The 12,425-nt window shown below is 60.7% G+C and carries 11 protein-coding genes; 7 read left to right on the top strand and 4 right to left on the bottom strand.

The genetic code is table 11. The features are described from left to right. Nucleotides 1-36 precede the first annotated feature (36 nt). From JK208_RS07430 to JK208_RS07420, 3 genes are all read right to left on the bottom strand, one after another. Complete coding sequence (locus JK208_RS07430; protein WP_194261246.1) at nucleotides 37-1,500, bottom strand: HlyD family type I secretion periplasmic adaptor subunit; 1,464 nt, start codon at nucleotides 1,498-1,500, stop codon at nucleotides 37-39. A gap of 2 nt (nucleotides 1,501-1,502) precedes the next feature. Further along, nucleotides 1,503-3,653 (bottom strand): peptidase domain-containing ABC transporter, encoded by a 2,151-nt coding sequence (locus JK208_RS07425; protein ID WP_194261348.1) that lies wholly within the window; start codon nucleotides 3,651-3,653, stop codon nucleotides 1,503-1,505. Nucleotides 3,654-3,969: 316 nt separating this feature from the next. Then, nucleotides 3,970-4,743 (bottom strand): SDR family oxidoreductase, encoded by a 774-nt coding sequence (locus tag JK208_RS07420; RefSeq protein ID WP_211575184.1) that lies wholly within the window; start codon nucleotides 4,741-4,743, stop codon nucleotides 3,970-3,972. A 120-nt stretch (nucleotides 4,744-4,863) separates the two neighbouring features. Here JK208_RS07420 and JK208_RS07415 point away from each other — a divergent pair, with 120 nt between their 5' ends. Together JK208_RS07415 and JK208_RS07410 are read left to right on the top strand one after the other, a co-directional pair. Continuing rightward, nucleotides 4,864-5,781, top strand: coding sequence for a LysR family transcriptional regulator (locus JK208_RS07415; protein WP_211575183.1), 918 nt, complete (start codon nucleotides 4,864-4,866; stop codon nucleotides 5,779-5,781). Between the two features lie 79 nt (nucleotides 5,782-5,860). Next, nucleotides 5,861-7,315 carry a YdiU family protein gene (locus tag JK208_RS07410; RefSeq protein WP_211575182.1) on the top strand — a complete coding sequence of 485 codons (1,455 nt, stop codon included), beginning with the start codon at nucleotides 5,861-5,863 and terminating at the stop codon, nucleotides 7,313-7,315. A gap of 18 nt (nucleotides 7,316-7,333) precedes the next feature. Here the strand turns inward: JK208_RS07410 and JK208_RS07405 are convergent, their stop codons facing one another. Continuing rightward, nucleotides 7,334-7,540 carry a hypothetical protein gene (locus tag JK208_RS07405; protein WP_099285674.1) on the bottom strand — a complete coding sequence of 69 codons (207 nt, stop codon included), beginning with the start codon at nucleotides 7,538-7,540 and terminating at the stop codon, nucleotides 7,334-7,336. Nucleotides 7,541-7,761: 221 nt separating this feature from the next. Here JK208_RS07405 and JK208_RS07400 point away from each other — a divergent pair, with 221 nt between their 5' ends. From JK208_RS07400 to bioD, 5 genes are read left to right on the top strand one after another with little or no spacing between them, the layout of a single operon-like run. Continuing rightward, nucleotides 7,762-9,027: an adenosylmethionine--8-amino-7-oxononanoate transaminase gene (locus JK208_RS07400; protein WP_249201993.1), complete on the top strand. Its 1,266-nt coding sequence runs from the start codon at nucleotides 7,762-7,764 to the stop codon at nucleotides 9,025-9,027. Beyond that, nucleotides 9,024-10,202, top strand: coding sequence for an 8-amino-7-oxononanoate synthase (locus JK208_RS07395; protein ID WP_211575181.1), 1,179 nt, complete (start codon nucleotides 9,024-9,026; stop codon nucleotides 10,200-10,202). The genes JK208_RS07400 and JK208_RS07395 overlap by 4 nt, the downstream gene beginning before the upstream one ends. After that, nucleotides 10,199-10,825 carry a biotin synthase gene (locus JK208_RS07390; protein ID WP_211575180.1) on the top strand — a complete coding sequence of 209 codons (627 nt, stop codon included), beginning with the start codon at nucleotides 10,199-10,201 and terminating at the stop codon, nucleotides 10,823-10,825. Before JK208_RS07395 ends, JK208_RS07390 begins: the two co-directional genes overlap by 4 nt. After that, nucleotides 10,812-11,606: a methyltransferase domain-containing protein gene (locus tag JK208_RS07385; protein WP_211575179.1), complete on the top strand. Its 795-nt coding sequence runs from the start codon at nucleotides 10,812-10,814 to the stop codon at nucleotides 11,604-11,606. Before JK208_RS07390 ends, JK208_RS07385 begins: the two co-directional genes overlap by 14 nt. Next, nucleotides 11,603-12,268, top strand: coding sequence for a dethiobiotin synthase (bioD, locus tag JK208_RS07380; protein ID WP_249201992.1), 666 nt, complete (start codon nucleotides 11,603-11,605; stop codon nucleotides 12,266-12,268). Before JK208_RS07385 ends, bioD begins: the two co-directional genes overlap by 4 nt. Nucleotides 12,269-12,425 lie beyond the last annotated feature (157 nt).

Raw genomic sequence — 12,425 nt, 5'->3', positions numbered from 1 at the left:
CCCCTTGAGCGTTTTTAGGAACGCTCCATGTATTTGTTATGGCTCCCTCATGCCATTGGTGAGCGCGGGCGTAATCTTGTTGAACAGATACTGCAGCACAGTCCGTTTTCCGACATCGATATCGGCAGTCAGGGACATACCCGGCATCGGATGGAAGAACGAAGGCTGACCGTGCAGCGTGTAACGATCAATCCGCAGACGCACACGATAGATACCCGACGCAGTGGAATCTTCGGAAGACTGGCTTGCATTACCACCAGCGCCATTGCCCCCCTGCGATGAAGGCGTGAAGGCATCGGCACTGATGATACGAACCGTCGCTTCCGCACCACCATACTGGTCATAGGGGAATGTCGCGAACTTCAGGAGCGCATGGTCTCCGACCTGAACGAAACCCACGTCCTGCGACCGCATTACGGCTTCCATCTCCAGCCCATATCCCGTGGGAACGAGGGTGATGAACTGACCCGCTGACTGCAGCACAGACCCAACCGAGCCCTGCCCGATGGTCAGGACGATACCGTCTTCCGGCGCCCGCAGGAGAACGAGATCCTGACGCAGACGGGCTTTTTCAAACGAGCTGCGATACTCCGCCAGATGGTGCCCGGCCTCCGTCAGTTCCGAATAGATCTTGGCCTGCCAGTTACCGATATAGCCTTCACGTTCGGCCTTCATGGCGGCCAGCTTTTTTTCGGCCGAGTTGGCGCTCTGCTGGGCAGCGATTTCCGAACGCTCGGCTTCCATCAGATCGGTCTGGGCCCCGAGGGTCGACAGGCGGGAACCAACCTGATCAGCCTGTTCGCGCTGACGCATCTGCAGGACTTCGGACGCAACGCGCATCTTGCTGCCATACATGGCCGCATTGGCGCGATAACCCTGAATATCACTTTCAAGACCCGCGATCTGCTGATCGTAATTGTCGACATGGCCCTGATATTCCGCCTTGCGGCGCAGGAAAGCAGCGCCCTGCTCCACGGATGCCGGATCGTTCAAATTGACTTTGTACTCCTGCCCGGCAGCTTCCGCTTTCAGACGGTCATATTCAGCCTGATAGGCATCGCGCTGCACCCGCATGTTCGTGATGTCGGCTTCGGTCACGGTCGGATCGAGATGAGCAAGCACCTGACCCTTCTTCACGAAATCGCCAACCCTGACGTCAATCGAGCGGATGATCGCCGTCTCAAGTGGCTGCACGACGATGGTCGGCTGTGTGGAAATCAGGCGACCGGGCGTTGAGACAACACGGTTGATCGGAAAGAACGCCATGGCGGCCAGGGACGCCATAAACAGCCCCCCGATCAGCAGGATGATGTAACGCGCCGAGGGTGTGGCCGGAAGATTGACCAGCCCTGCCGTTGGCGAATGGAATTCCAGCAGCGCCAGCGGCGTATCATCAGGCGCGAAGGGATCTGTGGCAGAGCGCGGAATGTGCTGGTTGAAGTCTTCGTCGGACTGTCGGGGGCCCCGGTCATCCTTCGGAATCATGTCGGAAGAGCTCATGATTACTCTCCTTCAGTCAGTTGCCCGGCAGAGCCAGGAACGTCGTTATCTGTCATGTGCCGGTTCTGCTGGAGCCAGAGCATCCGGTAGATCTCGCAGCGTTCGAGCAGAACCCGGTGCGGTGCGATATCGATCAGCTTGCCTTTGTCCATGACGGCGATCTGATGACAGTTCACAAGCGAGGACAGACGATGGGAGACGATCACCATCGTTCGACCCTTGCCGATCCGCTGCAGGTTGGCATTCACGAGCGCTTCGGATTCCGGATCCAGCGCCGAAGTCGCCTCGTCAAGGATCATGAGCTTCGGATCGCTGATGACCGCACGGGCGATTGCGAGCCGCTGCCGTTGTCCGCCGGAGATGTTGGTCGAACCTTCTTCAATCCATGTATCGTAACCGGCAGGCATGCGCTCGATGAACTCTTCGGCCCCTGCAAGACGCGCAGCCCGGATGGCGTCATCGATCGTCAGTCCCGGGCGCCCCGCCGTAATATTGTCGCGGATTGTGCCACGAAACAGGAAGTTGTCCTGAAGCACCACACCAAACGAACGGCGCAGATGCGTCAGGTTAATTTCCCGCAGATCCACACCGTCAAGACGCAGATAGCCGGTATAGTTGCGGCTCACACCCTGCAGGAGGCGGGTAATCGTCGACTTGCCAGACCCTGAACGTCCCACAAGGCCGAGCATCGTGCCCGCCGGGATATCGAACGTCACATCATTCAGGGCTTTGCTGGTCGATCCCGGATATGTGAAATCAACATTCATGAAAGACAAAGCCCCTTTGATAACGGGGCGCATGCCGGTTGTCAGGGCCTTGGTTTCCGTTGGTTGGTTTAGCACCAGGCCGGCCTCGCCAAGGGAAACGCTAACTTCGTTGAAAGCTTCCATCAGCCTGGCGAGATTGACCAGCGGACTGGCGACACGTCCGCCCAGCATCATAAAGCCCATCAGTGCACCCGCCTGAATCGAACTTGCATTCGTGAGAATCAGGTAAGCACCGATCAAAATAATGCCGCGATTGATGAAGATTTCGAACGGCATGGCAAGGGTCTGCGGCCAACTGGCCATGCGTCCGGCAGCCAGTTTCCAGCGCACCACTTCGGCTGTCCGCTCATCCCATATTTCACGCCGCGTGGCTTCCAGAGCAAGCGTTTTGACCGTCCGGATCCCAGCGACCGTCTCGTAGAGGACGGAGCCACGCTTCATGTCCGCAACAACCTGTCGGCCCATGACACGCGTCACAGGGGGCAGGAAAATCACCACGATAAGGCCGATGCAACCGGCGGCAGCCAGCGTCATCCAGGCCAGCGTAGAGCTGATCACGAACAGCACGGGAAGAATTACGACAAGCGTGAAAAGATCCAGCAGGGTTGTCATCAGCTGGCCGGTCAGAAAATCCCTGACCTTGAAGACGGACATAAACCGCCCCAGAATCTCACCCGTCTGCTCGCGTTCGTAGAATTCGAGCGGAAGAGCAAGCAGTCTGTTGAAGGCATGCAGCGAAATTCTGGCGTCCAGACGCGTAGACAGGATCAGGGACAGTTCGCGCCGGGCATAAGTCAGCAGGATTTCGTAAAACGAAAGAATGATAACAAAGCCACTCAGCGAGATGAGGGTCGCCATGGAATGGTAGTTCACCACCCGGTCAATAACCTGCATCACAATCAATGGTGGAAAAATCTGAAGAATACTCAGCACCATCGACCCGAAGGCGATGTCTCGCATGATCTTCTTTTCGCGCAACACCATCTTGACGAACCACAGCAGGTCGAACTTGGCGTCGGCCTCGGACTCATCACGACGGCGTTTGACCAGCAGGACATCACCAGTCCAGACCTGCATGAGCCGGAGTTCATCGACCGGAACCGGCGCGTCTCCATCGCCACCCATCGGGTCACGCAGCCAGACCACGCCTTTTTCAGCATCGGCGCGGACCATAAGCCCAGCCGATCCATCCTTGAACATCAGAACAACAGGCGGGGCATTGCGGATTTTGACCAGATAACGCCAGCGAAGACGCATGCCTTTGGCGACAGCGCCCTGGTCCGTCAGCCATCTTGCCAAAGTGGCAGGGGACGGTGAATCCTCCCCCGGCTCGGCCGCAAAATCGCGGATATCCAGTTCCAGACCGTGATAACGGGCTGCGGCCAGCACGGCATAAAGCCGGATGACGGTCGGACTGACTCTTCCGCCCGGGCCTGACAAGCTCTGGGTATGCTCCACGAAATGTCCTCTATGCTGTTGTCGCGCCAAAGGCGGACCAAAGGGCGGCACCAAAGGCAGGAACGCCAGTTCGTCTTCTCATGAATAGAGAAGACTCTCTTTTCCGTCACCACCCCTACAGGCCGGAACGGAAAAATACCTGATGCCAGCATAGTCCAGAAGGATCAAAAACTCATTAACAGCTTCAGGAACAGTCCCGGCATTGCAGGCGTATTTTTCGTACGCCTGCAATGCCGGGAACCCATTACTTCGTCGTATAGCCACCATTGACCAGAATGGTTTGGCCGGTCATCCACCAGCCATCCGACACCAGACAGCGAACGATCGGGACGATGTCTTCGATATCGGTCAGGCCGGTCCGGCTTAACGACGACAGCGCGGCTGCGGTTTTGTGATAGGCCACCGCCTCAGGCGCTTCCTGACCATAAAAGAACGGCGTGTCCATCGGGCCCGGTCCAATGGCGTTGACGGAAATGCCGCGGCTTCCAAACTCCTTCGACGCCGCGCGCGTCACATGTTCGACGGCAGCCTTGGACCCGGCATAGGTTGAATAAAACGGTGTGTAGGCACCCAGCAGGGACGTGACGATCGTGAGCAGTTTGCCGTTGTCGTTCAGATGACGTCCGGCTTCCTTGATAAAGAAATAAGCCGCCTTTGCATTGACCGCGAACATCTCGTCATACTCGTCCTCGGATGTCTCGAGAATGGGCTTCTTGAGAACTTTTCCGGCCGTGTTAATGGCAATATCCGGCTTTCCGAAAGCCGAAACCACCGCTTCGAACAGTCTGGAATTCGCGCTGGCGGTGGTCAGATCGCCCTGAAACACCTGTGCCTGAACACCGAGCTTCGTAAGCGCCGCCACTGTTGCGTCCGCCTCTGCTTTCGTGGCGGCGCTGTTGTAATGAATGGCGATGGCAGCCGCGCCCTGAGCGGCGAGATCCAGAGCGATCAGTCTGCCGAGATTTTTGGCGCCTCCCGTAATGAGAGCGGTTTTTCCCTTGATGCTGTGATCGGCCATGAGAGGATATCCTCGCAGTAATGGATGATGACAGAGACTATGATTTGTCGATAAATCCGGAAAAAGTCTGAAATTCTGACATCATCCGTCAGATTTTCCGAACAAAACACGGAAAACATCATGGACCGGATCGACCTGCTTCGTATTTTTATCCGGGTTGCGGAAAGCGGCAGTTTTACGCATGCGGCCGATACGCTCCAGATGCCCCGTTCCACGGTTTCGACCGCCATTCAGGAACTGGAAAACCGGCTCGACACGCAGTTACTGGCCCGCACGACGCGTTCCGTACGGCTCACCGATGACGGGCAGAGGTTTCAGCAGACAGCCCTGCGGCTTCTGGGGGACTTCGAGGAAGCCGAGAACCAGTTCCGGCTTCACAGTTCGGAAACGCGCGGTCATGTGCGCGTCAACCTGCCCAGCCGGATCGGGCGGCTGGTGGTGGCGCCCGCCCTGCCCGCGTTTCTGGAACAGTATCCAGGGCTCGATATCGAGCTCGGCATGACGGATCGCAGTATCAATCTGGCCGAAGATGGAACCGATTGCGTGCTCCGGGTCGGCCCCTTGCAGGATTCCAGTCTGATCGGACGCAGGCTCGGACTGCTGCCAGTCTTCAATGTCGCAAGCCCGTCCTATCTGGAGCGTTTCGGCATTCCCCTGACGCCGGATGACCTGTCAGCCCATCAGGCCGTTCTCTATGCCTCCCCCTCCACAGGACGGATCGAGGCATGGGAATGGGAACGGGACGGACGGGAAGAAAGCCGCGCGGTTCAGGGGCGTGTGACGGTGAACAGTGCGGAAGGATTGGTCGCCTGCTGTCTGGCCGGGCTCGGCCTCGCGCAACTACCAGCTTATGACGTCCTGCCCCATCTCCGTTGTGGAGAACTGGTGGATGTTCTGCCGCAATGGCGGGCCGCGGCCTTGCCGATGACACTGCTCTTCCCACACAGAAAGCATCTCTCCCGCAAGCTCGAAGTCTTTACGGAGTGGCTGACGGGGCTTCTGGAACAACACTGCTTTCCCCATGAACTCCGGGACTGAACAAAGAAGAGAGGTCTTTCCTTTTGGTCTTTAGTGAGCCATCTAAAGACAGACTTTTCCAGTCCTGATTGGATCTCCGATGCAGCTTTCCCGCATCTATGCGTCCCTGCCCGAGCAGTTTTCCGCCCCCCTCACCCCGACGCCGCTCCGCAATCCGCAGATCGTTGCACTGAACGAGCCTCTGGCGCGGGAACTGGGACTGGACCCGGACTGGCTCCGCAACCCTCCGGGACTGGCGTTTCTGGGTCAGGGAAGTCGACCGGATGGCACATCTCCGGTGGCAATGGCCTATGCGGGGCATCAGTTCGGGCATTTCGTTCCAAGCCTTGGCGACGGCCGGGCGATGCTGGTCGGAGAAGTGACGGATCGGGCGCGGCGGCTTCGGGACATCCACCTCAAAGGCTCCGGACCGACGCCGTTTTCACGACGCGGGGACGGACGGGCGGCTCTGGGGCCGGTCCTGCGGGAATATATGGTGAGCGAGGCCATGCACGCGCTCGGCATTCCGACCACGCGCGCACTGGCTGCCCTGACAACGGGCGAGAGCGTGATGCGCGAGACGATGCAGCCCGGCGGTGTCATCGTGCGGATTGCGTCCAGCCATGTGCGGGTCGGGACGTTCCAGTATTTCGCGGGGCAGGGCGACACACAGAGCGTCCGCATTCTCGCGGATCACGTCATCGGGCGTCTGTACCCGGAGTTATCGGACGCCGAAAACCCCTATCTGGCACTACTGGAGGCCGTGACGGCCCGACAGGCCGAACTGGTGGCGCGGTGGATGCTGGTCGGGTTCATTCATGGCGTCATGAACACGGACAACATGTCCATTGCGGGCGAAACCATCGATTTCGGCCCCTGTGCTTTCCTTGATGCCTATGATCCGGCAAAGGTTTTCAGCTTCATTGATCAGAACGGCCGCTACGCCTACGGGAACCAGCCCGACATGGCTCTGTGGAATCTCGGCCGACTGGCGGAAACCCTCCTGCCGCTCTTGGACACCAACCATGAACGGGCGGTTGAACAGGCCAAAAGCGCGCTGATGCGCTTTGATGGCGTCTTCAACGAAACCTATCTCGGTGGCTGGCGCAGAAAGCTGGGGCTGGCTTTGAAAGAAGACGGGGATGCCCGACTGGCGGGGCGACTGCTGACGGCCATGCATCGTGGAGAAGCGGATTTCACGCTCACATTCCGCAGACTTGGGGACGCTGTGCGAAGCGGACGGGCTGAGGACGTCGTGTCGCTGTTTAGGCCGGGGTCGAAAATCGAAGACTGGATCGGGGACTGGAAGGCGCGGCTGGATCGGGAAGAGCGCTCCGCAGAGGCCTGTCATACCGACATGCAGGCCACGAATCCGCGCATCATTCCGCGCAATCACCGGATTGAGGAGATGATCCGTTCAGCCGTGGCGGGCGACTATGCGCCGTTCCATCGTCTGACCGAGGCGCTGTCGCGTCCGTTTGAAGATGGAGCTGACGGGTTCGAGGCCCCGCCGACAGTTCATGAACAGGTGAAAAACACCTTCTGCGGCACCTGATACGCCGCAAAAACAGGATCAGGCTGGCTGCGGCGTCAGCATACGGCTGCGGTTGAACAGGCTTTTGACCTGAGCATAAAGCGCGCCAAAGTCTGACATGCAGGCATTGTGCAACGCGCGCACGCTCTCATGCGTCGCATAGAACCGCAGGGTGTTCAGGCTTCCCGTCATGATGGCTGTCCCCAGAAAGACGCCATCGACATGAATGACCTTGGAACTCAGCATTGGTCTTCAACCTCGTCATGGCTCCCGCGTCGGGAGCACAAAATGTTTCCACGTTCTTTTAGGAACGCGTCACTAACGGGGCTCATGCCACATCGTTGCCTGACAAAACGTGACCCTTTTATGATACGGCGTCCCGCCTGCGGAACGATCCTGCCTTTCCTTATGGCGTCACAGGAGGCAGGGGGATGGACTCACCCCAAGCCATGCGGGAAAACGCAAGCATGTCTCGCACCCCTCATACCGCCGCTGACCTGCCCCATCTGTGGCTGCCCTATACCCAGATGCAAACCGCGCCTTTCCCTGTGGAAGCCATCCGTACCTCCGGCAGCCGGATCACGCTTGCGGACGGGCGTGAACTTGTGGACGGCGTGGCGGCGTGGTGGACGGCGTGTCACGGCTACAACCACCCACATATTTACGAAGCGCTGGTCCGTCAGGCCGGGCAGATGCCGCATGTGATGTTCGGCGGGATGGTGCATGAACCGGCGATCCGTCTGGCTGCACGGCTGGCAGAGATACTGCCGGGGGATCTGGAGCGCGTGTTCTTCACCGATTCCGGGTCGGTCGCGATGGAAGTCGCGATCAAGATGGCCGTGCAGTACCATATCAATCGCGGAACCACGGACCGGACGAAAATCCTGTCTTTCCGCGGCGGCTATCACGGGGACACGCTGGGCATGATGTCCATCTGCGATCCCGAGGAAGGGATGCACAGCCTGTTCGCAGGCGTGTTGCCCGAGCAGGTTCTGGCCGATCTGCCCGTGGATGCGGACAGTCTGGTGCGGCTTGAAGCCCTGCTGACGGAACGCGGCAGCAGCATCGCAGCGATGGTCACGGAGCCTCTCGTTCAGGGCGCGGGCGGGATGCTGTTCCATGACCCCGATGTTCTGCGCCGTCTGCGCGACCTGTGCGACCGGCATGGAATCCTGCTGATCCTCGACGAAATCTTCACCGGCTTCGGTCGCACAGGGACAATGTTCGCCTGCGAACAGGCCGGGATCGTGCCGGATATCGTGGCACTCTCCAAAGCCCTAACGGGCGGCACCATGGCGCTGGCGGCCACCGTGGCCCGGGGCGGCGTTTTCGAGGCGTTTCTGTCCGACAGCGCCGGGCACGCCCTGATGCACGGGCCGACCTTCATGGCCAATCCACTGGCCTGCGCGGTTGCCAATGCCTCGCTGGACCTGTTCGAATCCGAGCCAAGACTAGAACAGGTGGCGGCGATCTCGGCCCAGCTTGCGCGGGAACTCGAACCCTGTCGCACACTGCCCGGCGTCAAAGACGTGCGCGTTCTCGGCGCCATCGGCGTCGTGGAGCTTGAAACGCTGGACAACCCGGACGCCCTGCGCCGCGCCTTCGTGGAGCGTGGCGTCTGGATCCGGCCCTTCCGCAATATCGTCTACCTGACCCCCGCCTTCACCATCACTCCCGACGAACTCACACGCCTGACGACAGCGATCACGGACGTCCTGCAGGAGGGCGCATGAGCCTGTTCGACAGCCATTTCACGGCCACCCTGAGCGAGCGCGAAACCGCCGGAACGCACCGGACCCTACGTCCGGTAGTCCGGCAGGGCGGCATGATCGTTCGCGACGGACGGCGGATGCTGGATGTGTCGTCCAACGACTATCTGGGGCTGGCGGATCACCCGCTACTGCGCGAACGCGCTGCCGACTGGGCACTGCGTTTCGGCACCGGGGCGCGGGCTTCCCGATTGGTCAGCGGCACGCTGGACCTGCACCGGCAGGTCGAGACAAAAATGGCGGCCTTCAAAGGCTATGAAGACGCGATCCTGTTCGCCTCGGGCTGGCAGGCCAACGCATCCGTCATGCCTGCTTTGTGCGCCCTGTCCGTCGCGCGGACGGGCGCGCCGATGCTGGTGTTTTCGGACCGCCTGAACCATGCCAGCCTGCATCATGGCTGCGCGGCGGCTGGCGTGCGGCAGATCCGCTTCCGGCATAACGACCTGTCCCATCTGGAAAGCCTGCTGGACCGCGAAGCCGAAAAACCCGGCCTGCGGATGATCGTGACGGAGAGCGTATTCTCCATGGACGGAGACCGGGCGGACGTTCCGGCGCTGCGCGCGCTGGCGGACGGGGCGGGCGCGTTCCTTTATATAGACGAGGCCCATGCGACCGGCGTTCTGGGTCCGAAAGGGCGCGGCCTGTCCTGTGGGATGGCCGATCTGACGATGGGCACCTGCAGCAAGGCGCTGGGCGGGATGGGTGCCTATGTCGCGGGCTCTAAAGCGCTTTGCGACTATCTGGCGAACCATGCCTCGGGCTTCATCTACAGCACGGCCCTGCCCCCTGCGGTTCTGGGCGCGATCGATGCGGCACTTGATGTCGTGCCCGGTCTGGACGCAGAACGCGCCCGGCTGCTCGGACAGGCGGAACGGCTTCGGGTCATGCTGCATGGCGCGGGGCTGGCGACGGCGGACTCCACGACCCAGATCGTGCCCGTGCTGATCGGGGAGTCCGAACGCGCAATGACGGTGGCTGCCCGACTTGAGGACGCCGGGTTCCTGACCGTGGCCATTCGCCCGCCGACGGTCCCCGCAGGAACCGCACGGCTGCGGCTGGCACTCCATGCCGGATTGGACGATGATGCGATCGACCGCCTCGGGGAGGCCGTCATCGCTTTGACAAGAGACGTTGCATGACACGCGCGCTCTATCTCGTTCACGGCTGGGGCTTCGATGCGTCCTTCTGGGAGCCGCTGCTGACGCATCTGCCGGATGTGAGCGCGCAGGTCGTGGATTGCGGGTATTTCGGCTCCGAACATCGTCCTGCGCTGCCCGACACACCTTATCTGGCGATCGGGCATTCCGCCGGATCGCTGGCGCTGCTGGGGCAGGATCTGCCGGGATGTGAGGGGCTGCTGTTTTTCAACGGCTTTCCGCGCTTTATTGCTGCACCCGACTTCCCGAATGGCACACCCGAACGGGTTCTGGTCCGGATGCGCGCGCGCCTAAAACGCGATCCGGCTGCTGTGCTGCACGATTTCCGGGCCCTTTGCGGAACGGAAGCGCCCCTGCCCCATACGCCGAATGTAGACGCACTAGATCACGGGCTTGAGGCGCTTCAGCAGCAGGACCATCGGATGCAGGCAGCCAACTGGGGAAACAGGCTGCACTGGATTACGGGCACGGACGATCCATTCGGAGCCGCGCAGGCGGGATTTGCATCGCCGGGCGAACGGGTCGCAGGCGGGCATCTCCTGCCCCTCACTCACCCCGGACTCTGCGCGGACTTCGTGCGACGGAGGCTCGATGACGCAGGCTGACGATATCCTGCGCCGCAACAGCATCGCCGCACGCTTCGACGCAGCCGAGGGCTATGACGCCGCCGCGCATATCCAGCGCCGCTGCGTCACTGCGCTGATGGAGCGCATCCGGACGGCAACGACGGAGCAGACACCTGCCTCCATTCTGGAATTCGGCTGTGGAACGGGCTTCCTGACAGCCCGGCTTGCCGGGCAGTTCCCGCAGGCCTCTCTGCTGGCGAGCGATCTGGCCCCCGGCATGATCGCACGGGCCAAGCAGCACCTTGCCGAAAAGCCCATCCGCTTTCACGTCATGGACGCCGAACATCCGGACATATCCGGGCCGTTCGACCTGATTGCCTCCAGCCTGTGTCTGCAATGGTTTTCAAACCGGGCCGAGGGATTACGCAGGCTCTGCCATCTGCTCGCGCCACAGGGGCGGCTGATGGTCGCGACCCTCCTGCAAGGCAGTCTGGACGAGTGGAAACAGGCCTGTCTGGTGGAAGGCGCGCCTTGCGGCGTGCCGGATTATCCGTCCGTCCCGACCGTGGAAGCGGAATGGCCCAGCAGCGGTGCCGGATCGTGGGAGGTGCTGACGCTACATGATCCTGTCAGCAGCGCGCGGGAGTTCCTGCGCGGTCTGAGGCAGATCGGGGCGTCCCTGCCCCGTCAGGACAGCCCCCCCGCCAGCAGCGCGGCCCTGCGCCGGGCCATGCGACATTTTGACCGCACAAGTTCCGACGTGACCTATCAGATCGGGATCGGGACATTTGTGAAATCCGGAGAAGGACCACAGTTATGAAGGACATATCGACGCATTGGCAACGCGGCGTCTTCGTCACGGGAACGGATACCGGCATCGGCAAGACTCTCGTCAGCGCCATTCTGTGCCGTGCCTGGCACGCCACCTACTGGAAGCCGCTTCAGACCGGCCTCGCGGACGAGGATGGCGACACGCCAACCGTGCGGAACCTGGCCGGTCTGGACCCGTTCCGCATCATTCCCCCGGCTTATGCGTTTCAGGCCCCGCTCGCGCCACTTGCGGCAGGGGATCTGGAAAACGTGACGATCAATCCGGGACGGCTCGTCCTGCCTCAGGTGTCGGGGCCGCTTGTCGTGGAAGGCGCGGGCGGGCTGATGGTGCCGGTGCGTGAAGGCATAATGATCGTGGACCTGATCGAGCGTCTGGATCTGCCCGTCGTTCTGGTCACGCGCAGCGGGCTGGGGACGATCAACCACACGCTTCTGAGCCTTGAGGCTTTGCGACGACGCGGTGTTCCGGTTCTGGGCGTGGTTCCGGTCGGACCGCCCAATCCCGGAAATGAACGCGACATTGCACACTTCGGAAAAACGCATATCCTGTTCAGGGTTCCGCAGTTTGACGCGATAACGGAAATAGTCGTCTCTGAATTATCGGGTCACGTTCCGTCACTTGATGTCTTGCAGCAACAGATTTCACAATAATGTGTCATCTTGGGCGCATGCCATAAAAAGGCCGCGTCAACCCTTGTGAAATAACGTCCTCGTCATAGAAGGGCTCTTCGCAACGCAAGGCTTCCGGCGTATCGCTGGAACATCGGGCTTCGTTGCGGAGATGCCGACAGAAACAGGGATATTGGGA

The sequence above is a fragment of the Gluconobacter sp. Dm-74 genome (genome assembly GCF_018256135.1).
Classification (GTDB): domain Bacteria; phylum Pseudomonadota; class Alphaproteobacteria; order Acetobacterales; family Acetobacteraceae; genus Gluconobacter; species Gluconobacter cadivus.
This window is presented reverse-complemented; position numbering and strand designations above follow the sequence as displayed.

Bases quoted from the DNA above. Each gene is read 5' to 3' on its own strand.
- bioD (WP_249201992.1), top strand. From the start codon at position 11,603: ATGAAGGACATATCGACGCATTGGCAACGCGGCGTCTTCGTCACGGGA.
- JK208_RS07395 (WP_211575181.1), top strand. From the start codon at position 9,024: ATGAGCCTGTTCGACAGCCATTTCACGGCCACCCTGAGCGAGCGCGAA.
- JK208_RS07385 (WP_211575179.1), top strand. From the start codon at position 10,812: ATGACGCAGGCTGACGATATCCTGCGCCGCAACAGCATCGCCGCACGC.
- JK208_RS07430 (WP_194261246.1), bottom strand. From the start codon at position 1,500: ATGAGCTCTTCCGACATGATTCCGAAGGATGACCGGGGCCCCCGACAG.
- JK208_RS07405 (WP_099285674.1), bottom strand. From the start codon at position 7,540: ATGCTGAGTTCCAAGGTCATTCATGTCGATGGCGTCTTTCTGGGGACA.
- JK208_RS07420 (WP_211575184.1), bottom strand. From the start codon at position 4,743: ATGGCCGATCACAGCATCAAGGGAAAAACCGCTCTCATTACGGGAGGC.
- JK208_RS07400 (WP_249201993.1), top strand. From the start codon at position 7,762: ATGTCTCGCACCCCTCATACCGCCGCTGACCTGCCCCATCTGTGGCTG.
- JK208_RS07415 (WP_211575183.1), top strand. From the start codon at position 4,864: ATGGACCGGATCGACCTGCTTCGTATTTTTATCCGGGTTGCGGAAAGC.
- JK208_RS07390 (WP_211575180.1), top strand. From the start codon at position 10,199: ATGACACGCGCGCTCTATCTCGTTCACGGCTGGGGCTTCGATGCGTCC.
- JK208_RS07410 (WP_211575182.1), top strand. From the start codon at position 5,861: ATGCAGCTTTCCCGCATCTATGCGTCCCTGCCCGAGCAGTTTTCCGCC.